At 58.1% G+C, this 21726-nt stretch carries 18 protein-coding genes; all 18 read right to left on the bottom strand.

Features of this window, described 5'->3' with window-relative positions:
* Window positions 1–53 precede the first annotated feature (53 nt).
* Window positions 54–2846 (bottom strand): bifunctional aconitate hydratase 2/2-methylisocitrate dehydratase, encoded by a 2793-nt coding sequence (locus tag DSD30_RS17995; RefSeq protein ID WP_114011112.1) that lies wholly within the window; start codon window positions 2844–2846, stop codon window positions 54–56.
* 246 nt (window positions 2847–3092) lie between these two features.
* Window positions 3093–3416, bottom strand: coding sequence for an antibiotic biosynthesis monooxygenase family protein (locus tag DSD30_RS17990; RefSeq protein ID WP_114011111.1), 324 nt, complete (start codon window positions 3414–3416; stop codon window positions 3093–3095).
* A 33-nt stretch (window positions 3417–3449) separates the two neighbouring features.
* Window positions 3450–5138, bottom strand: coding sequence for an adenylate/guanylate cyclase domain-containing protein (locus DSD30_RS17985; RefSeq protein WP_157967761.1), 1689 nt, complete (start codon window positions 5136–5138; stop codon window positions 3450–3452).
* A 236-nt stretch (window positions 5139–5374) separates the two neighbouring features.
* Entirely contained in the window at window positions 5375–6376 is a 1002-nt protein-coding gene (locus DSD30_RS17980; RefSeq protein WP_114011109.1) for a TIGR03842 family LLM class F420-dependent oxidoreductase, read from the bottom strand.
* A gap of 67 nt (window positions 6377–6443) precedes the next feature.
* Entirely contained in the window at window positions 6444–7112 is a 669-nt protein-coding gene (npdG, locus tag DSD30_RS17975) for an NADPH-dependent F420 reductase (RefSeq protein WP_114011108.1), read from the bottom strand.
* The gene (gene cofE, locus DSD30_RS17970; protein ID WP_114011107.1) at window positions 7109–7879 is read right to left on the bottom strand and encodes a coenzyme F420-0:L-glutamate ligase; all 771 of its coding nucleotides are present in this window, start codon (window positions 7877–7879) and stop codon (window positions 7109–7111) included. The genes npdG and cofE overlap by 4 nt, the downstream gene beginning before the upstream one ends.
* Window positions 7876–8538: a 2-phospho-L-lactate guanylyltransferase gene (cofC, locus tag DSD30_RS17965; protein ID WP_114011106.1), complete on the bottom strand. Its 663-nt coding sequence runs from the start codon at window positions 8536–8538 to the stop codon at window positions 7876–7878. The genes cofE and cofC overlap by 4 nt, the downstream gene beginning before the upstream one ends.
* Window positions 8535–9503 (bottom strand): 2-phospho-L-lactate transferase, encoded by a 969-nt coding sequence (locus DSD30_RS17960; RefSeq protein WP_114011105.1) that lies wholly within the window; start codon window positions 9501–9503, stop codon window positions 8535–8537. The genes cofC and DSD30_RS17960 overlap by 4 nt, the downstream gene beginning before the upstream one ends.
* A complete protein-coding gene (cofH, locus tag DSD30_RS17955; protein WP_114011104.1) occupies window positions 9500–10747 on the bottom strand; it encodes a 5-amino-6-(D-ribitylamino)uracil--L-tyrosine 4-hydroxyphenyl transferase CofH in 1248 nt (415 codons plus the stop codon). Before cofH ends, DSD30_RS17960 begins: the two co-directional genes overlap by 4 nt.
* Window positions 10744–11973, bottom strand: a complete 1230-nt coding sequence (gene cofG, locus DSD30_RS17950) for a 7,8-didemethyl-8-hydroxy-5-deazariboflavin synthase CofG (protein ID WP_198663029.1) — start codon at window positions 11971–11973, stop codon at window positions 10744–10746. The genes cofH and cofG overlap by 4 nt, the downstream gene beginning before the upstream one ends.
* A gap of 230 nt (window positions 11974–12203) precedes the next feature.
* Window positions 12204–13202 (bottom strand): ABC transporter substrate-binding protein, encoded by a 999-nt coding sequence (locus DSD30_RS17945; protein ID WP_114011103.1) that lies wholly within the window; start codon window positions 13200–13202, stop codon window positions 12204–12206.
* A gap of 74 nt (window positions 13203–13276) precedes the next feature.
* The gene (locus tag DSD30_RS17940) at window positions 13277–14122 is read right to left on the bottom strand and encodes an ABC transporter permease (protein WP_114011102.1); all 846 of its coding nucleotides are present in this window, start codon (window positions 14120–14122) and stop codon (window positions 13277–13279) included.
* A complete protein-coding gene (locus tag DSD30_RS17935; protein ID WP_114011101.1) occupies window positions 14119–14982 on the bottom strand; it encodes an ABC transporter permease in 864 nt (287 codons plus the stop codon). Before DSD30_RS17935 ends, DSD30_RS17940 begins: the two co-directional genes overlap by 4 nt.
* Complete coding sequence (locus DSD30_RS17930; protein ID WP_114011147.1) at window positions 14979–15776, bottom strand: ABC transporter ATP-binding protein; 798 nt, start codon at window positions 15774–15776, stop codon at window positions 14979–14981. The genes DSD30_RS17935 and DSD30_RS17930 overlap by 4 nt, the downstream gene beginning before the upstream one ends.
* Before the next feature lie 102 nt (window positions 15777–15878).
* Entirely contained in the window at window positions 15879–17336 is a 1458-nt protein-coding gene (gene hydA, locus DSD30_RS17925) for a dihydropyrimidinase (protein WP_114011100.1), read from the bottom strand.
* 82 nt (window positions 17337–17418) lie between these two features.
* Window positions 17419–18660, bottom strand: coding sequence for a Zn-dependent hydrolase (locus DSD30_RS17920; RefSeq protein WP_114011099.1), 1242 nt, complete (start codon window positions 18658–18660; stop codon window positions 17419–17421).
* 156 nt (window positions 18661–18816) lie between these two features.
* Window positions 18817–20307, bottom strand: coding sequence for a CoA-acylating methylmalonate-semialdehyde dehydrogenase (locus DSD30_RS17915; RefSeq protein WP_114011098.1), 1491 nt, complete (start codon window positions 20305–20307; stop codon window positions 18817–18819).
* 3 nt (window positions 20308–20310) lie between these two features.
* Window positions 20311–21618: an omega-aminotransferase AptA gene (aptA, locus tag DSD30_RS17910; RefSeq protein ID WP_114011097.1), complete on the bottom strand. Its 1308-nt coding sequence runs from the start codon at window positions 21616–21618 to the stop codon at window positions 20311–20313.
* Between the last annotated feature and the right edge of the window lie 108 nt (window positions 21619–21726).

The following is a 21726-nucleotide window of genomic DNA, read 5'->3' as shown; positions in this document are numbered from 1 at the left end:
AAGGCCCCGATTGGGGCCTTTTCTTTTGTTCATTCTTCATCCAAATCGTCGGATCAGAAGTGCACCGAACGAGAGGTACCCGGCACTTCGAGTGGCGGAGCAAATTTGGTCAGGTTGATGCCTTCCACTGCCGCCTTGTATTCTTCAAGGGTTGGCGTGCGACCCAGAATGGCGGACAGCACCACCACTGGGGTCGAGCCAAGCAGGGACTCGCCTTTTTTCTCTGGCGCATCCGCCACAACACGGCCCTGGAACAGGCGGGTCGAGGTGGCCAGAACGGTGTCACCCTTTTCGGCTTTCTCCTGGTTGCCCATGCAGAGGTTACAGCCCGGACGCTCCAGATAGAGAATATTCTCATATTCGGTCCGCGCTTCGGTTTTTGGCGCGGTGTCGTCAAACTCGAAGCCAGAATATTTCTGCAGGACTTCCCAGTCGCCTTCTTCCTTCAACTCATCAATGATGTTGTAGGTCGGGGCTGCGAGGACCAGAGGGGCCTTGAATTCCACCTTGCCCTTTTCGGCTTCAAGGTTGCGGAGCATTTGAGCGACGATCTTCACGTCTCCCTTATGCACCATGCAGGAGCCGACAAAGCCCAGATCGACCTTTTTCTCTGCATTATAGTAAGAGATCGGGCGAATGGTGTCGTGGGTGTAGCGCTTGGAGACGTCGGCATTGTTGACGTCCGGATCGGCGATCATCGGCTCATTGATGGCTTCAAGATCGACAACCACTTCGGCGAAATATTTCGCATTGTCGTCCGGAGTCAGCGCAGGCACGTCACCGGACTTGATTTCGGCGATGCGCTTGTCGGCGATTGAGATCAGGCGCGCGAGCGTGCCATTTTCATGCTCCATGCCTTTGTCGATCATGATCTGGATGCGCGACTTGGCCAGCTCGAGAGAACCAATCAGGGTTTCATCGTTGGAGATACAGACGGAGGCTTTTGCCTTCATTTCTGCGGTCCAGTCGGTGAAGGTGAAGGCCTGATCGGCAAGCAGGGTGCCGATATGCACTTCAATCACGCGGCCCTGGAAGACGTTGTCGCCATGCTGCTGGAGCATCTGGGCCTGAGTGGCGTGAACGACATCGCGGAAGTCCATGTGGTCGGCCATTTTGCCCTTGAAGGTGACTTTGACGGATTCCGGAATTGGCATGCTGGCTTCGCCGGTGGCCAGAGCCAGCGCCACGGTGCCGGAGTCGGCACCAAAGGCCACGCCCTTGGACATGCGGGTGTGGCTGTCACCGCCGATGATGATGGCGCGGTCATCCACGGTCAGATCATTGAGGACCTTGTGGATCACGTCGGTCATCGGATGATAGACGTCTTTCGGGTCACGACCGGTGACCAGACCAAACTCGTTCATGAATTTCATCAAGCGCGGGGTGTTGGCCTGTGCCTTCAAATCCCAAACCGACGCGGTGTGACAGCCGGACTGATAGGCTCCGTCGACACTTGGGGAGACAACGGTCGCCGCCATGGCTTCCAGCTCCTGCATGGTCATCAGGCCGGTGGTGTCCTGCGAGCCGACAATGTTGACCTTGACGCGGACGTCCGAACCCGCATGCAGCGGCTTGTCGGAATTCACGCCAACCGCGTTGCGGTTGAAAATTTTCTCAACGGCGGTCAGGCCCTGACCTTCGTGGGAAATTTCTTTCGATGGGGCAAAGACCAATGGCGCTTCCACGCCGAGGGTTTCAGCCGCAAATGTCTGCAGCTTCTTGCCGAAGACAATGGCGTAGGAACCGCCAGCCTTCATGAACTCGACCTTCTGTGGGGAGAAGGCATTGGACACATCAGCCAGCTCTTCGTCGCCAGCTTCGTTGTAAAGCTTCTTGGTTTTGGAATTGATGGTCAGTACCGTACCGGTCTCGACAGAATATTTCTGTTCCAGAACCGGATTGCCATCATTGTTGAGGATCGGCTTGCCGTCGTCATCGAGCTTCTTGACCCAGTTTTTCAGATCAAGGCCGATGCCACCGGTCACGGATACGGTGGTCAGGAAGATTGGCGAGATGCCGTTGGTGCCAGCCACGACCGGGGCATAGTTGACGAATGGCACATAAGGGCTGGCCTGCTTGCCGGTCCACAGAGCGACGTTGTTGACGCCGGACATGCGCGAAGACCCTACGCCCATGGTGCCTTTTTCGGCGATCAGCATAACACGCTTATCAGGATGCTGAAGCTTGAGGGCCTCGATTTCCTGCTGAGCCGTTTCCGAGATCATGCATTTACCATGCAGCTCGCGGTCGGCGCGGGAGTGGGCCTGATTGCCCGGAGAGAGCAAGTCGGTGGAAATGTCGCCTTCGCCTGCAATAAAGGTGACAACCTTGATCTCTTCTTCGACGTCAGGCAGCTTGGTGAAGAATTCGGCCTTCACATAGCTGTCGAGCAGTTCCTTGGCGATCGGATTGCCATCCTTGTAGGCAGCCTCGATGCGGTCGGTGTCGGCTTCATACAGATAGACCTGAGTTTTCAGCACGTCGCCGGCCTGCTTGGCGATGGCAGCGTCGTCACCGAAGGCCAGATCGAGAAGAACTTCTACCGATGGTCCACCCTTCATGTGAGACAGAAGCTCAAACGCAAAGGTCGGGGAGATTTCTTCGACTACCACTTCACCAAGGATGATTTCCTTGAGAAACTTGGCCTTGACGCCAGCGGCGCTGGTGGTGCCCGGCAGGGTGTTGTAGATGAAGAAATTCAGGGAGTCTTCCCGATGGTCATTCTGGGCGTCCTTGATCTGCGTGATGATCTCGGCAAGCAGGGCGCCATCATCGATGGGCTTGGGGTTCAGGCCCTGAATTTTGCGCGTTTCGATCTCGTCTAGATAATTTGTATACAAGCTCATGGTGGTCCCGACAATGTAGCGTTGGAAGACGCTTGCGCCGTGCCAAATGCAGATCTGGCAAGGGGAGGCAAGCCCGATTAATGTCTAGGTAAATTAATCGAAGGCGAATTTCAATATATTCTACAGTAGCATGCGGTTTTTTGCATGGCTGCTTTGCAGGGTATTTGATGGCCAAAAAACCAGCAAATTAAAGATGTTGGCTCGATGTACCCGGGCAATGGCGAACCAGAGGCGGAGAAAGGATGGTCACGCCTTGGTGATGCTGAGCCCTTCGATGGTGGTGAAGCATTCAAGCTTGGGCGGTCCCTGATACTCCACCAGAGGCTTGACCTTGGCATGGGATTGGCGGAATTGCGCCGAGTGGGTCCAGTTGATGAAGGCCGCCTCATCCTGCCAAATGGCATGGGAGGCATAGAGAATGAAGCCTTCTGCGGTTTCGCTGCCTTTGAGAAGATCGAAATGCACAAAGCCCTCCATATCGAGCAGCTTGCTGTCGCGATTGGCCCAGATGCTCTCAAAGGCGTCTTCAAAGCCCTTTTTAACCAGAAAGCGGTTCATTGCGATATACATATGGCTGTTTCCTCTTCTTTGACCGTCTGGTGGTCACTTGTCTGGCTCCGGAGCCGGTGGGATCTTGAGGGCGGAGCCAATGACGCGGACTTCTAGCGCATCCTGTCGCCCGCGCAGCGTCACCGATTGCAGCGGAAATCCGGACAGATCGTGGCCGCAATATCGTGCCGTTCGTTCCGAGATGATCAATTGGGCGTCATGATCCTTGGACAGGCTTTCAAGGCGGCTGGCGGTGTTGACCACATCACCGATGGCCGTGATGCTGGTGGCATTGCGAAAGCCCATATTGCCGACAATCGACAGGCCGGAATGTAGGCCGATGCCGATTTTCAGCGGTGCATTCATCTCTGTCGCCAGATCCTCATTGAGTTTGTCTAGATTGCGGGCCATACGCATGGTCGCAGCGATCGCCTGACGGCTGGCGCTCTCGATGTTACCATCAATGCCGAAAAGGGCCATCACCCCGTCACCGATGAATTTGTCAAGATGCCCGCCAGAGGCCTCAATCGCTGTGCCCATGGCCGCGAAATAACGGTTCAGTAGATAGGCGACATCATAGGGCAGGCGGCTTTCGGACAATTTGGTGAAGCCGCGCAAGTCAGCAAACAAAATGACCAGATCCTGCTCCATGCCCGCATGATGGCGGGGTTGCGGTCCGGCATCCTTGGCACTGGGATTGGGGCCGAGCAGCGCCGTCACGCTGAGTGGCGATGGCGGGAACAACTGGCAAGCCAGCCGGACATTGGGCGGGGCGGATATCCGCTCGAGCACTTTCTGTTCGGTGGCGTCCGGGGGTGGCATGTCTGTCAGGCTATGATCAATCCGCACTCGGCAGGTCGAACATCGACCGCGGCCACCACAAACCGACGCATGGGCGATGCCAGCCGAACGGATCGTGTCGAGCAAAGACATGTCCGGGCGCATATTGAGATCGGCGGAAAGCCCGGTCTGGGGATTGCGATAATGCAGACGGGTCTTGGCCTTCTGGGCGTTCAGGACCCAGCGGATGAGGTGATAGAGAATGATGGTGACGATGATCGCCACGGTGACCAGACGCACCCGGAATTCGCCGCCAAACACCATTTGTGCCATGCCGGGAAAATGGGGGCGAATGGGGGCCAGCACCGCATCAAGCCAGCCGGGCTCTTGCACCTGCTCGATGATCCGGTAGCGGCCCGAAATCAACCCGGCCAAGGCCAAGGCAGGCACCAGAATGGCGATGAACAGGGCGGGGTTGCGGTTGCGTAGATACCAGCTTTTTGTCGACAGCCAATTGTGCCAGCCGATGCAGCCATGGGTCCAGACCACCAACAGGGCGACACAGAGGGTGATGGCCTTTTGCGGTGAGGCAACCCAGAGGGACCAGAGCTCATAGGAATAGCGCTCGCTATAGCCATAGACTTCATAGGTGATGCGGGTGGCAAAGACATGGCTGGCAATCAGCAACGGGATGAGAAAACCAAGGGTCAGCTGGATCCAGTCTTTGAGGCTGGTGCGCAGGGTGCGGCGGCGGATCACCGACCAGACGGCAAGGGTGCCGTGGGTGACAAGGGCGGCCGACAGAAGGATGGTGCCCGGCAGGGTGCGCCAAGGGGTGATGGTGAAGGCGGAGACCGCATTCATCGCCTCAATGGTGGTGATGCCAACCGCGTGATTGATGAAATGGCCAGAGACAAAAAGAAAGAGGATCAACCCGCTGGTCAGGCGCAATGTTCCGATCATGGCTGCCACTTCCTGTTTGGTGTCCACTCTTTGCCTGACAAGGCTGGGCGGATTGGTTTCATCATCAGACGGCTGGGTTTGCAGGTGCTTCCGACAGGATAGGCGCGGTGTGGGTTCGATTCAATAGACTTGTGCGACATGCTGTCGCGCTACCTGAGGCCAGAGAGCGGTTGGCATCAAAAAGCCCCGCCGCATTTCTCGCGGCGAGGCCTCGACGATGAGGTGGGCCAACGCGATCAGGCGAAGGCCGGGATGATGGTCTTGCCATATTTGGCGATGATTTCTTCCTCATTGCCATTGTCGAGATAGATGTTGAACTGAGTGACCCCAGCGTCTTTCAGCTCATGCAGCTTGGCGATATGGGCCTCTTCGTTGCCCAGCACCGAGAAGCTCTCGACAATGTCTTCGGTGATGAAATCGAGATAGGGATTGTCGCTCTGGCCATGCTTGGAATAGTCATAGCCCTTGCGGTCCTTGATATAGGCGGTGAGGGATTCGGGGATATCCTCGCGTTCGGTGCCATATTTCTCAACAATGTCGGCGACATGGTTGCCGACCATGGCTGGGAACCAGCGGGTGGCTTCGATGCAGTCTTCCTTGGAGCCGAAATAGGCGGGAGCGGCGGCCATGACCTTATAGTTGGACATGTCGCGGCCGGCTTTTTTGCCTTCCTCAATGGCTTGATCGGCAAGCCATTTGATGATTTTCGGCTCGGCGATTTGCAGGATGAGGCCATCACCGACGCGACCGGCAGAGCTGAGGGCCTTCGGGCCATAGGCCGCGACCCAAACCGGCAGTTCATAGCCATTGGCCCATGGGAATTTCACCGGTTCGGGGCATTCGCCATACTGGGCTTCTTCGCCGCGCACCAAAGCCTTGACCACATGGGTGAACTCCTCCAGCCGCTTCAGCGGTGCAGGCTTCTTGCCCATCACGCGCACGGCGCTGTCGCCACGACCAAGGCCGATGTCAAAGCGGCCGCCGGATTGTTTGGCCAGTGAGCCGAACAGGCTTGCAGCATGGGACCAGTCGCGGGTGTTGGGGTTGGTCACGCAGGGGCCAAAGCGCATTTTGGTGGTATGTTCCATGCACATGGCCATGGCAACAAAGCTTTCGCGCCAGAGGATGTGGCTGTCATAGAACCAGCAATAGTCGAAGCCTGCATTTTCTGCTTGGCGAACAAGTGCTCTGGCGCGTTCCGGCTCGACAAAGCCCTTAAAGCAAATACCAAAATCCATGATGTCTCTCCGTTCGGTCAATGATTGTGTTTTTTTGATTGGGTTGAAGGTCGGTTTTGAGTGGGGATCAGTGATCAGGTGCCCAGATCTTCACGCCCGCATGGGTGAAGGGAACCTGTTTTGAGATATTGATGCGAATGAGGATTGGGGTGATCGCTTCAATGCAGCGCGCCGCATCGGCCCCGCCCGCATTATAGGCGGTGACGCCGAGGGTCTCGATCAATGCCATCACTTTCTTGCGGGCAGCCAGACTGTTACCGCAGACGAGAATGTCGCAATTGATGTCCCAATTGAGATTTTTCAGTGTCGTGGCCGAGACATTGTGCAAGGCGCCGATGACTGGAATGTCCGGGCCAAGCAGAGCCTGAGCGGCTTCGGTGGCGGAGCCTTCGGGGGGCATGGTGACCTTTTTGGGGTCATCCTCGGCCAGCGGGACGACGATGTCGACAAGGATTTTGCCTTCAAGATGGGGCTTTAGGGCCTCAAGGGTGGCATTGTGACCGGCAAAGGGAACGGCCAGAATGACCATTTCTTCGGCGGCCTTGACTGCCTCTTCGTTGGAGAGGCCCGTGATGGCGGCAGCGTCTGGGCCCAGTTGGGCTTGCAGCTCGGTGCCGATCTCTGCGGCGCGGGTGGCATCGCGCGAGCCGAGCGCTACCGGGGTGCCTGCGCGGGCAAAGCGCAGTGCCAATCCTTGGCCTTGCGGCCCTGTGCCGCCGATGATTGCAATGGTCATCTGAACATATCCTCCTGTTTCACTCTGAGCAGGTCCTTGTGGGAACTTGGGGTTGGGGACCAATCAAGGCCCCGGAAAAGAACGACGGGGGTCTTGCCCGCCTTTTTAACGACAAGGCCCGAGGCAGCGGCCAGCTCATCACCAAAGGCAGCCTCGGTGACGGTGAGTGGGCGGCCCCATGCGTCAAGATTGCCCTGTTCGCGGAGCGTTGCAGGCACGCCGGACAGGCCGATGGCGACATTGACCTGCCCGATCCGCCATGGGCGGCCGAATGTGTCGGTCATCACCACACCGATGCGGCAATCAAAGCGGGCAAGCAGTGCTTCCTGCATCAGCTGCACCGAGCGGTCGGGGTCTTGCGGCAAGGTCATCACCGCTTCTTGTTGCTCGAAGTTGCTTTCATCCACCGCCGCATTGGCGGAGATGAAGCCGAGACGATGGCGGCAAATCAGGGTGCCGGTCTCCTTACCGGGATGGCGGAAGGCTTTGACCACTTCGCTGCTTTCTGACAAAACCACCTCGACCTTGCGGGGGTCTTTGCCCAGCTCCTCACCATAGCGGATGGCCTCAGCCCCCGGCGTGACGCTGGACAGCGGAATGATGCAGCCTTCGGCCTTGGAAAAGACCTTTTGCGCGATGCATAAAATGTCGCCTGCTTCTGGTGCATTGCCAGAGGCGAGCAACGCATCGCCGATGATGGCGGCCAGATCGTCGCCTTGGCCTATGTCGGGGATGCCGGGAATGGCGGTGATTGCGATGCTGCTCATCGGCCATCCCCCTTGGCCAACAGGTGCCAGTGATCGCGGCTCAAATGGCGCAAATCGTCCAGTCGATCGACATCGAGCCTGAGGCTCGTCAGTGGCAAGAGGATCGGGGTGAGGCCAGCCTCCGTCATGGCGCGATAGTGATTGTGGAAGCTCTTCTCGCCAAATTGGAAGGCAATCGGGTTTGGCAAGGGCAAGAGCAGGGCATTGGTGCCCCAGTCGCTTGAGGGACAAATGACTGCCGTCTCGCCCGTTGCTGCATGATCGATGAGGCGCGACAGGTCCGCCGGTTTTGGGTCGGCCAGATCGCCGGGCAGGATGAGCATTGCCTGATAGCCAAGGGCCAAGGCTTCCTTTGCAGCATGATCGAGTGCATTGGATAGGCCCTTCTTTTGGCCTTCTGCAATATGATGGATGCCCAGACGTTGCGCCGCTTGCTTGAGGATCGGGCTGGCAGAGACCACCGCAATGTCGATCACTTGGTCGGCGAAAGCATCCCGCGCGGCCAGCACGGATTGAATGCGTTTGACCAGCATATCGAACAGTGACAGGGCAAGAGTAGCCCGTTCCTTGCGGTCAAGGCCACTGCCCAACCGGGTCTTGGCGTCCTTGGGATCCTTCATCGGAATGACCAGCAGGGTTCTGGCGATGTCTGTCGTCATGCGCGCGCTCCCGATCTGCTGGATGCTGCTGCATGCTGGATGACCTGGTCTGCAAGGCGACATTTGTCCTTTTGCGATTTCATCAGGATGGCCTCAACAATTGGTTCGATGCCGAGCGCCCAGATGTCGGGGCCGAGCGCTGCGTCCGCATGGTCGATGACCAGCATGTCGATAAGGCCTGCATAATGCTCCGCTATGCCGACACTGTCCGCACGCATGCCCAAAGCTGTCATCATCCGATCAGCCGGGCCTTTGACGACCTTGCCCGCAATCAGAGGACTGACGGCGATCTTGACGGCTTTTGCCTCTTGGACTGCGGCGCGGATGTCAGGGATGGCAAGGATCGGTGCTATGCTAACCAGTGGATTGGAGGGGGCAAACACGATGATGTCGGCCTCGGCCAAGGCGGCGAGTGCTTCTGGTGTCGGGCGCGCGAGATCAAGGCCGTCAAAGCGCAGGGTCGAGACCGTCGGCTTGCATTGTTCGCGGACGAAATATTGCTGGAAGCTGAGCCAGCCCATGTCTGTTTCCAGCCGGGTCTGGATGACATCATCGGTCGGCAGCAGGATGTCGGGTTTGATCCCGAAGGAGCGGGCGATGTGGCGAGCAATGTCTTGCGGGCGGTCGCCATTTTTGCGCCGCATGGTGCGATAGATATGCAGCCCCAGATCCTTGTCACCAAGGGTCATCCAGGTCTCTTCGCCCAATTGCGACAGGATACCAAGCGCTCGCTTGCCCTCATCGGCGACGCCCCAGCCCTGCTTGCGGTCGATCATGCCTGCAAGGCTGTAGGTCAGGGTGTCGATGTCGGGGGAGACCCAGAGGCCATGAAAGACCTCATCATCGGCGACATTGCCGATGATCGACAGATCGATTCCGTCAAGACCGGCCAAACCTTCAGCCATCTTGGCTCCGCCAACGCCACCTGCCAGCAAAGCGACTTTATGGTGGGGGGCTTGGCTCATTGCGCCGCCTCCAATGGGGGCTGAGCGAGGGGGAACATGTCGAGGAAGTCGAGCGGATTGGCACCCGTGCGCTTGACCAGCGGGTCTTGGACTTCCGGATCATGATTGTCGAACATTTCAAGGATCGAATAGTCCGTGCGGCGCTGGGCCGGGACACGGCCTGCAGCGCGAATGATCTGAACCATTTCATGGGCGGTGATTTCCTGCCCAAAGCTAGCGCCTGCAGAGCGGGAAATGCTCTCATTCATCAAGGTGCCGCCCAGATCATTGACCCCGCGGGAGAGCAATTGGGTGGCCCGTTCCGCGCCCAACTTGGTCCAAGAGACCTGAATATTGTCGATATGGCCATGCAGCATGATGCGTGAGACTGCATGCATTTTATCGACCTCATCCAAGGTCGGGCCGGGGCGGACCTTGTCGGGATTTTGGCTGTAAAGCGGGCTTTCGGTATGAACGAAGGAAAGCGGCACCAGTTCGGTGAAACCGCCCGTGTCTTTCTGGATGTCACGTAGCAAAGCCATGTGGGCGGCCCAATGGGTCGGACCGTCGAGATGGCCATACATGATGGTGGCGGTGGTCGGGATGCCGACCTCATGGGCGGCGCGGATGATCTCAACCCAGCGCTCGGTCGAGAGCTTGTTCTTGGTCAGCTGCTGACGGATCTCGGTGTCGAGAATTTCAGCCGCCGTGCCGGGCATGGTATCGAGGCCTGCTTCTTTCAGCTCGCTGAGAAAATCCCGATAGCTCTTTTTCGATTTGGCCGCGCCATACCAGATTTCAAACGGCGAGAAGGCATGGATATGCATGCCGGGCAACTCGGCCTTCAGCGCCCGGACGATGTCGAGATAATAGCTGCCTTCCATTTTGGGGTGGAGGCCACCTTGGATGCAGACTTCTGTGCCGCCACGGTCCCATGCTTCGCGGGCGCGGGCAACGATCTGTTCTGGCTCCAGCCATTCGGCACCGGCCTCATCGGTACGTTTGGCAAAGCCGCAGAAACGGCAGCCCATATAGCAGATGTTGGTGAAATTGATGTTGCGGTTGACCACGAAAGTGACGAGATCGCCATTGACGCGCTGGCGCAATTGGTCTGCGGTGGCATAGATGGCGGGCAGGTCGGCCCCGGTCGCGGCAAACAGGCTGGTGCCTTCGGCTTGGCTGACCTCATGGCCAGACAGGGCCTTTTCCAGAATGGCGCGGATCTCGGGGCTGGCTTGGTGCATTGGATCGGTCGAGAAAGTCATGCGGGGCGGCCTTTCTGTCTATCTTGAATTCTGGCTTGAATTCTGGCTGACTCTTCAAGGTGATGCTGGTGGGCGGCAAGGCCACGCGGGTTGGCGAGCGCCGCGATATGGGGCTGCAACTCGGCATCAACAAACTGGTCTGGCTTGCCGAGAAAACCGGGATAGATGGTCAGCCGCTCGGTCAGCTCGTATCCGGCCTGTCGGCAGGCTTCATCCAGTTGGCGGATTTCCGGCCAGTCATGCTGAGGGTTGATGAAATCAATGGTGACCGGTGAAATGCCGCCCCAATCATTGATGCCCGCATCGAGATAGGCGATGTGGCGGTCGGACAGGTTCGGGGGCGCTTGCAGGCTGATCTCCGGGCTGAGGATAAGACGCGCAGCGGCAATGGTGCGCAGCATGTCTTCGAGTGCGGGTTCGGGATGGTTGGCCATGGCAATATCCGGCTTGCGCTGGAAATTCTGGATGATGACCTCTTGAATATGGCCGTGGCGGGTATGGGCCTCGTTGATGGCCACAAGCGCCTCGATGCGATCTTGCCATGTTTCGCCAATACCGATCAGCAGGCCGGTGGTGAAGGGTACTTTGCGCTGGCCGGTGCGCTCCAGCGTGCGCAGGCGCTGCAGGGGCATCTTGTCCGGGCAGGCATGGTGCGGGCCGCCTTTTTGCGCCAGACGTTTGGAGACCGTTTCGAGCATCATGCCCATGGAGGCTGCGACCGGGCGCAGGATGTCGATTTCCTCATCGCTCAGGGTACCCGCATTGACATGGGGCAGCAGGCTGGTCTCGGTCAGCACCAAGCGGCACATGTCGGCGAGATAATCGGTCATCCGCTGGTAGCCGAGCTTGGCCAAGGCGCCTTTGGCTTTCTCATAGCGCAGCTCGGGCTTTTCGCCGAGGCTGAAGAGCAATTCCTTGCAGCCCTGCGCTTCTCCGCGCTTGGCTGTTGCCAGCACTTGTTCCGGCGTCATGATGGTGGCGGCCGGGTCATCCGGGTGCTTGACAAAGGTGCAATAGCTGCAGGTGTCGCGACACATATTGGTCAGCGGAACAAAGGCCTTGCGGGAATAGGTGACCGTGCGGCCCCAATGCTGATTGCGGATGGTCTGGGCCATCGCCATCAGGGCGCTCAGGTCGGCGTCGGCCATCTTCTCCGCCGACAAGCGATTGCCTGTCATCTCATTGGCGAAGCGGGGGGCGGACAGAATCTTCTGGTAGACCTGCATGGTGTGGTTCCTCATCACAAGGCTTTGAAGGCACAAGGCGCGCAAGGCCGGCGGCCGGATTTCAGAGACAGATCTCCCGATCGCGGCAAATGCTGCGTTGCGGTAGGCTTCTCTGTTGGACTTGATCGAACGAGATTGGCACAATCGGGAAGGGGCGGATCCGCTCCCGATCAAGGCCCCGTCCGGCGGGTCTGCCGGACGGGCTTTGTCAATTGGCTGTCAGCGAAGGCCTATTTCAGGGCTGCATCGGTGATGACATGGGTCCATGCACCTTCAGGCATCTTGGTGATGACCGGAGAAGAACCGCCGCTCATCAGGGTCTTGACGGTGCGCTCATAGTCAGCAGGGTCAAGCGTGCCATTGGAACCGGCGGTCAGCTTGGCGACTTCGCCCATCATGCGTTTCTGGTGCTTTTCGGTCTGGGCACCGGTTTCGTCATATTCAAGGACGATTTCGGCGGCTTCATCCGGGTTGGATTCGGCGTATTTCCAGCCTTTCATAGATGCGCGAACGAAGCGGACCATCTTGTCGACTTCTTTCGGATCGGACAGTTTTTCTTCCAGCACATAGAGACCGTCTTCAAGGGTGGCGACGCCCTGTTCCTCATATTTGAAGGTGATCAGGTCGTCCGGTGTCAGGCCTGCATCGATGATCTGCCAATATTCGTTGTAGGTCATGGTGGAGACACACTGGGCCTGACCTTGCAGGAGTGGGTCGACATTGAAGCCCTGCTTGAGAACGGTGACGCCGTCACCGCCTTCGGTGGACAGGCCAAGGATGCTCATCCAGCTCAGGAATGGATATTCGTTGCCGAAGAACCAGACGCCAAGGGTCTTGCCGGGAAAGTCTTCAGGGCTTTTGATGCCGCTATCCTTGCGGCAGGTCAGCATCATGCCAGAGGATTTGTATGGCTGGGCAATGTTGACCAGCGGCAGACCCTTTTCACGGGCAGCCAGAGCGGATGGCATCCAGTCAATGACGAGGTCAGCCCCGCCGCCAGCCAGAATCTGGGTCGGTGCAATGTCCGGGCCGCCCGGCTTGATGGTCACATCAAGGTCTTCTTCCGTGTAATAGCCCTTTTCCAACGCAACATAATATCCGGCAAACTGGGCCTGTGTGACCCATTTCAATTGCAGGGTCATGGCATCTGCCGCGTAGGCTGCGCCAGCCCCGAGGAAAGATGCTGCAGCCAGAGCGCCAACAGCAAATGTCTTTAAAGTCTGTTTCATTTTACGTTCCCTAGTCAGGAGGTTAATGGTGATGCTTTTGGTCTTTTTATTTTGGTTTTTTATAGTGTGAGGCTTTAGCCTCTTTGTGAGGGATGCCAGAAGGTCACCCCTTTCTCCAGTGTCGCGACCAGTCCGTAAAAGGCGGACCCGGCAATTGCCGCGACAACGATTTCTGCCCAGACCATATCAAGGCCAAGGCGTCCAACTTCGGTGGAAATGCGAAAGCCCATGCCGACGATGGGCGAGCCGAAAAACTCCGCCACGATCGCGCCGATCAGGGCCAGAGTGGTCGAAATTTTCAGGCCGTTGAAAATGAAGGGCATGGCCATCGGCAGACGCAGCTTGAGCAGGGTCTGGAAGTGATTGGCGGCATAGGTCTTCATCAGATCGCGCTGCATGTGATCGCTGGTGGTCAGTCCCTGCAAGGTGTTGACCAGCATCGGGAAGAAGACCATCACCACGACAACGGCAGCCTTGGAATGCCAGTCAAAGCCGAACCACATGACAAGAATCGGGGCTGTGCCGACAATCGGCAGGGCTGCAACGAAGTTGCCAACCGGCAGGAGACCCATTTGCAAGAAGGGCATGCGGTCAATCAACAGGGCGATGAGAAAGGCCGACCCGCACCCCATCAGATAGCCTGACAAGGCCCCTTTGACAAAGGTCTGGATGAAATCGGCCCAGAGCAGATCGGTGGAGGCGGCAAATTTCACTGCGATGGCGCTTGGGGTCGGCAGGATGACTTGCGGCACTTGCAGGCCACGCACCAGCAATTCCCAGACGACGATCACCGTGACACCAAACAGGATCGGCACGGCGAGCTTGACCGCGCGGGTGTCGCTCAAGGCGCTGTGGGACAGTTTGACATTCACCCAGCAGGCAAAAATCCATGTGAAGAAGGAGACTATAACTTCGATCATCGGTCCATCCCCATGCGTTTCATGACTGCTTTTTCGGCCAATCCAACGAGGGCCACCAGGCTGGCAGCCAGCAGGGCTGCGGCAAAGAGGGCTGCCCACATCTGGATGGTCTGGCCATAATAGGAGCCGGTCAGAAGGCGTGCACCAAGCCCGCGAATGGCCCCGGTCGGCAATTCGCCAACGATGGTGCCGACGAGTGAGGCGGCAATGCCAACTTTCATCGAGGTGAAGAGATAGGGCATCGAGGAGGGCAGGCGCAGCTTGAAGAAGGTTTCAGGCTTGCTGGCATGATAGGTACTGAGCAGGTCCAGCTGCATCTGGTCGGGTGAGCGCAGACCCTTGACCATGCCGACCAGCACCGGGAAGAAGCTCAGATAGGCGGAAATGATTGCCTTGGGGATCAGCCCCTGAATGCCGACCGAATTCAAAACCACGATGATCATCGGTGCAATGGCGAGAATAGGGATGGTTTGCGATGCAATCGCCCAGGGCATGAAGCCCATATCCATCGCCCGGATATGCAGGATCCCGACAGAGAGAATGATGCCCCCAAAGGTACCGATCAGAAAGCCGAGCATGGTGGCACGCAGGGTGATCCAGCCATGGAAAATCAGCGATCGCTTGGAGGTGATTTTCTTCTCGATTGTCGTTTTCCAGAATTCGCTTGCCACCTGATGCGGGGCAGGCAGAACCGGGCGCTCCTGATTGAGAGTCTTGGAAATCAGCTCGGAAGTCGTCAAGGTCACGCCTGCGCGGCTGGCGGCTTCCAACGACCATTTGGCATTCATTTTCACCGCTGCCCCATACCAGAGGATGACGATGGTGCAGATGACCGTGAGGATGGCAAAGGCTTTCTTCATACGTCTGCTCCATCGCCATGGCCAGCGCGCAAGCCTTCGCGAACCCGATGGGCGATTTCGATGAATTCCGGGCTGTCGCGGATTTCCAGTGGCCGCTCGCGCGGCAGGGTGCTTTCGATTATGTCGGTGATGCGGCCCGGGCGGGGGCTCATGACGACGATCTTGGTTGATAGATAGACCGCCTCGGGAATGGAGTGGGTGACAAAGCCGATGGTTTTGCCGGTTGTCTCCCAAAGATGGAGGAGTTGCTCGTTGAGATGGTCGCGGACAATTTCATCAAGGGCTCCGAACGGTTCGTCCATCAACAGGATATCGGCATCAAAGGACAGGGCGCGGGCAATGGAGGCACGTTGCTGCATGCCGCCGGACAATTGCCAGGGGAACTTGTTGCCAAAGCCTTCGAGATCAACGAGTTTGAGAACCCTTTCAACGCGCTCGTTCTGCTGCTGGGCGGAATAGCCCATAATTTCGAGCGGCAGCTTGATATTCTTGGCAATGGTGCGCCATGGATAAAGGCCTGCAGCCTGAAAGACATAGCCATAGGCGCGGTCCATGCGGGCATTTTCCGGGCTGGTTCCATTGACGGTCAGACTACCGGAGGTTGGGTGCTCGAGGGCGGCAATGGTGCGCAGGAAGGTGGTCTTGCCACAGCCGGACGGGCCGATGAAGCTGACAAAGTCACCTTTGTTGATTTCAATATTGATATCCTTGAGCGCGTGGACCGGGCCATCATTGGTCTGAAAGGTCAGACACAGGTCCTTGGCCTTGACCACATGAAAGTCTGCCTGACTCATTTTGACTATTCCTTTGTTCATTGCTGCAGAGTCTCAACTGACAGCTTCATGCAAGTTTCGGGCCGCTGCGGGGGCGGGATCCCCGCAGCGGCATAGTTGGGGTCAGACGCCGGAGGCAGGAATGCCGGTGCGCTCGACCGGACGCGGGGCGACCAGTTCTTTCCAGGTGGAGAGTGCCTTGTTGACCGCAGTGAAGGGCTGGCGCGGGACAAACTGGCCGTGGCCTTCCTCGGTCTTCAGCTCGCCCTTGTCGAACACCACCTTGCCGCGAGACAGGGTGTAGCGCGGCAGGCCCTTGACCTCTTTGCCTTCAAAGACATTGTAATCGATGGCCGAGACCTGCTTGTCCGCGGTGATGGTCTTGGAGAGTTCAGGATCCCAGACGACGATGTCCGCATCGGAGCCTACAAGGATCGCGCCTTTTTTCGGATAGACATTGAGGATCTTGGCGATGTTGGTCGATGTGACCGCGACAAATTCATTCATCGTCAGACGACCGGTGGTCACCCCATAGGTCCAGAGCATTGGCATGCGATCTTCCAAACCACCCGTGCCATTCGGAATCTTGGTGAAGTCACCCACGCCATAGCGTTTCTGGTCGGTGGTGAAAGCGCAATGGTCGGTGGCAACACAGGAGAGCGTGCCAGACTGAAGACCAGCCCAGAGGCTGTCCTGATGCTGCTTGTTGCGGAAAGGCGGGCTCATCACGCGGCGGGCGGAATGATCCCAGTCCTTGTCGAAATATTCGCTCTCATCAAGGGTGAGATGCTGGATCAGCGGCTCGCCATAGACCCGCATACCGGCCTGCTTGGCACGGCGGATGGCTTCGTGGGACTGCTCGCAGGAGGTATGGACCACATAGAGCGGCACTTCGGCCATATCGGCAATCATGATGGCGCGGTTGGTGGCTTCGCCTTCCACCTCTGGCGGGCGGGAATAGGCATGGCCTTCAGGGCCGGTATTGCCTTCTGCCATCAGTTTGGCCTGCATCGAGGCGACCACATCGCCATTTTCCGCATGCACCATCGGCAAGGCGCCCAACTCGGAGCAGCGCTGGAAGGAGGCAAACAGCTCGTCGTCATTCACCATCAACGCGCCTTTATAGGCGAGGAAATGTTTGAAGCTGTTGATGCCTTTTTCCTCAACGATGGTCTTCATGTCGTCAAAGACCTGCTCGCCCCACCAGGTGATGGCCATATGGAAGCTATAGTCACAGACGGCGCGGGTGGATTTGTTGTCCCAGCGCTTCAATGCATCAAGCAGGCTCTGGCCCGGATCGGGCAGGCAGAAATCAACCACCATGGTGGTGCCGCCCGAGACCGCCGCGCGGGTGCCGGAATAGAAGTCATCACTTGAATAAGTGCCCATGAAAGGCATTTCGAGATGGACATGGGGGTCGATGCCGCCGGGCATGACGTAACAGCCGCTGGCATCAAGCACTTCATCGCCGGTAAGGTCCGGGCCGATGGCGACAATGACGCCGTCTTCGATCTTGATGTCCGATGGGTAGGTAAGGTCGGCGGTGACAATGGTGCCGCCCTTAATCACTTTGCTGGTCATAGGAACTCTCCTTGGTCATTGCGCCGACATCTCGTTTGCTGCGGTCGGGTCAGCGCATCAGGTGAATGGATGTTTGGCGGCCTTATTCGACGATTTCTGCGGCTTCGAGCACGGCATGAAGCATGACATCTGCGCCTGCCGTCGCCCATTCCTGGCTGATGTCTTCTGCCTCATTGTGGCTGAGGCCATCGACGCAAGGACACATGATCATCGTCGCCGGGGCGACTTTGGCGGCCCAGCAGGCATCATGGCCAGCGCCGGAGACAAGGTCCATATGGCTGTAACCAAGTTCGATGGCTGCGTTGCGGACCTTGTCGACCAGACCGGGATCGAAGGTGACCGGATCAAAGTGGCCGACAATCTCGACCGAGCAGCCGACTTCCAGCTCTTCGCAAATGATGGCTGCCTTTTCGCGGATCGCGTCGCGCATGCCGTCGAGTTTTTCCTGATCGACGGTACGGATGTCGACGGTGAAGACGACAGTGCCGGGCAACACATTGCGGGAGTTCGGCGAGAAGGTGACCTGCCCGACGCCGCCCACGGCATTGGGCTGAGCTGCCATGGTCACGTCCTGAACCATTTCAAAGATGCGGCCCATGGCGAGGCCAGCATTTTTGCGCATCGACATCGGGGTCGAGCCGGTATGGGCTTCCTTGCCGGTTAGGGTGAATTCCAGCCACCAGAGGCCCTGACAATGGGTGACAACACCGATTTCCTTATTCTCGGCTTCCAGAATCGGGCCCTGCTCGATGTGATATTCGAAATAGGCGTGCATCTTGCGGGCGCCGACTTCCTCTTCGCCAACCCAACCGATGCGCTTGATCTCTTCGCCGTAGGTCTTGCCTTCCAGATCCTGACGGCCATAGGCATAGTCAAGGGAATGCACCCCGGCAAAGACACCGGAGGCCAGCATTGGCGGCGAGAAGCGCGCACCTTCCTCGTTGGCCCAGTTGGTCACGACGATTGGATGCTTGGTCTTGATGTCGGCATTGTTGAGGGTGCGGACCAACTCAAGCGCCGAAAGCACACCCAACACGCCATCATATTTGCCGCCGGTTGGCTGGGTGTCGAGGTGGGAGCCGACATAGACTGGCAAGGCGTCAGGGTCCGTGCCGGGGCGGGTCATGAACATGGTGCCCATCTTGTCGACGCCCATGGTCAGGCCTTCGGCATCACACCAGCTTTTGAACAGAGCGCGGCCTTCGGCGTCTTCGTCGGTGAGGGTCTGACGGTTGTTGCCACCGGCAATGCCGGGGCCGATCTTTGCCATATCCATCAGCGACTGCCAGAGGCGATCGGAATCGATGCGTAAATTCTTTTTCATAGCCAAATGTTCCCTGTCGTTCGGCAAGCACCACCCGTTGACGGACGAGTAGCCTCGAACGCCTGCCATTATTTCAATCTCTGGAAGGTCGCGCTTTCTAAAGAGCGCTTTGACCTTTTGGTCTTCCCGGCCGGTTTGGCCCCAATATGCGGGCCGCTAGCTCGGGAAGGTAAAGACGGCGCCCTGAGGGATGCCCTCAGGCCAGCGTGTCGTTGTTGTTTTCAGGCGGGTGTAGAAATGCACCGCTTCGGGGCCATAAATGCCGTGGGAGCCGAAGGAGGAGCGTTTCCAACCGCCAAAGGAATGGAAGGCCACCGGCACTGGAATGGGGACATTGACGCCCACCATGCCAACCTCGATGGCCGAGGAAAATTTGCGCGCCGCGTCGCCATTGCGGGTGAAGATCGCGGTGCCATTGCCATATTCATGTTCGTTGATCAGCTTGACCGCACTCTCGAAGCTCTGTGGTTCCAGCACCGAGAGGACCGGGCCGAAAATCTCGGTCTTATAGATGTCCATCTCAGGGGAAACCTTGTCGAACAGGCTGCCACCAAGGAAATAACCCTGTTCGTAGCCCTGCAGCGAGAAGCCACGGCCATCGGCCACCAGATCCGCCCCTTGCGCAACGCCACTGTTAATCAAGCCGGTGATCCGATCCTTGGCTTCTGCAGTGATGACCGGACCCATTTCGGCGGTCTCGTCGGTGGAGGGGCCGATCTTGAGGGCTTCGACTTTTGGTTTCAGCGCGTTGACCAGCTTGCCTGCTGTCTCTTCGCCGATGGGAACGGCGACGGAAACGGCCATGCAGCGTTCCCCGGCTGAACCATAGCCAGCGCCCATCAAGGCGTCGGCGGCCTGATCCATGTCGGCGTCGGGCATGACGATCATGTGATTTTTTGCCCCGCCCAGAGCCTGCACCCGCTTGGCGCTGTCGGTGCCACGGCGATAGACATACTCGGCGATTGGGGTTGAGCCGACAAAGCTGACGGCTTTGACATCCGGGTGATCGAGCAGGCAATCGACGGTGGATTTGTCGCCATGGACGACATTCAACACGCCTTTTGGCAGGCCTGCTTCCATCAAAAGCTGACAAACGAACGTGGCCGCGGACGGGTCCCGCTCGGATGGCTTGAGGATGAAGGTGTTGCCGCAGACAATCGCCATTGGGAACATCCACATCGGCACCATGGCGGGGAAGTTGAAGGGCGTGATGCCCGCCACAACGCCCAAAGGCTGGCGTTCAGACTGGGTGTCGATGCCGGGGCCGACATTGCGGGAAAATTCGCCCTTGAGCAATTCCGGCGCAGCGCAGGCATATTCGATCACTTCCATGGCGCGGGCCACTTCGCCCAGCGCATCGTCATGGGTCTTGCCATGTTCTCGGCTGATCTCGCGGGCAATGTCGTCGGCCCGTTCGCGCACCAGCGCCGCATAGGCGAACATGATGCGTGCGCGTTTGGCTGGCGGGGTGGCCGCCCAAGCGGGGAAGGCCGCCTTGGCGCTGGCAACCGCCTGATTGATCTCGGCGTCCGAGGACAGGCCGAGCGTGCCGATTTGCTCACCGGTGGCAGGGTTGAAAATGGCGCTTTCCCGGCCAGACTGGGAGGCGACGGCTTCACCGTCAATGAGGTTGGTCACAGAATACATGGATCAGGCAAGCTCCTTGAGGATCCCGGCAAGGGTGTCGAAGATCTCGTCGATCTGAGCCTTGGAGATGATAAGCGGTGGGGAGAGGGCGATGATGTCGCCGGTGGTACGGATCAGAAGACCCTTGTCATAAGCCTTGAGGAAGGCCGAGAAGGCGCGCTTGGTTGGCTCTCCCTCAATCGATTCGAGTTCAATCGCGCCGATCAGGCCCAGATTGCGCAGATCCTTGACATGGGGCAGGCCTTTGAGACTGTGCAGAGCGTCTTCCCAGTAAGGGGCGAGCGCATTGGCATGCTCGAACAGGCCTTCTTCTTGATAGGTCTCGAGGGTGGCGATGCCAGCTGCCGAGGCAATCGGGTTGCCCGAATAGGTGTAGCCGTGGAACAGTTCGATCATATGTTCCGGGCCGGTCATGAAGGCATCATGGATTTCGGCGGTGGTGAGCACAGCCCCCATTGGGACGACCCCGTTGGTCAGGCCCTTGGCGGTGGTGATCATGTCTGGCATGACGCCGAAATAATCCGCAGCAAAGGGCGCGCCAAGGCGGCCAAAGCCGGTGATCACTTCATCAAAGATCAAGAGGATGCCATGTTTGGCGGTGATGGCGCGCAGACGCTCGAGATAACCTTTCGGCGGGATCAGAACGCCGGTGGATCCTGCAACCGGCTCGACAATCACGGCGGCGATGGTTTCGGCCCCATGCAGAGCGATGATCCGTTCCAGCTCGTCGGCCAGATTGGCCCCATGCTCGGGCTGGCCACGGGTGAAGGCATTTTGCTCTGGCAGATGGGTGGCGGGCAAGTGATCAACACCGGTTAGAAGCGAGCCGAACATTTTGCGGTTGGTGACGATGCCGCCAACGGAAATGCCGCCGAAATTGACCCCGTGATAGCCGCGCTCACGGCCGATCAGGCGGGTGCGTTCGCCATGGCCCTTGGCGCGGTGATAGGCAAGTGCCAGTTTCAGCGCAGTCTCGACCGACTCAGAGCCGGAATTGGTGAAGAAGACATGCTCGAATGGATCAGGAGCCAGATCGCGGACGCGGGTTGCCAGCTCAAACGCTTTGGGATGCCCCATCTGGAAGGCCGGGGCATAATCCAGTTCATCGACCTGCGCCTTGATGGCCTCAACGATTTTGGGACGTTTGTGCCCGGCATTGCAGCACCACAGGCCTGCGGTGCCATCGAGCACCAGCCGGTTGTCTGCCGTGCGATAGTGCATGTTTTCGGCACCAACGAACATGCGCGGTGCTTGCTTGAATTGCCGGTTTGCCGTGAATGGCATCCAGAAGGCCGATAGATCATTTTGCATCGCTCATTCCCCCACACGAACAGCATAAACTTTTGCTAAATCCGTCTTTCATGTTATGAACGCTTGCATCGTCTGCACGATCGGTCAATATTTTTCCCGCACGATCGG

Source organism: Cohaesibacter intestini (assembly GCF_003324485.1).
Lineage (GTDB): Bacteria > Pseudomonadota > Alphaproteobacteria > Rhizobiales > Cohaesibacteraceae > Cohaesibacter > Cohaesibacter intestini.
This window is presented reverse-complemented; position numbering and strand designations above follow the sequence as displayed.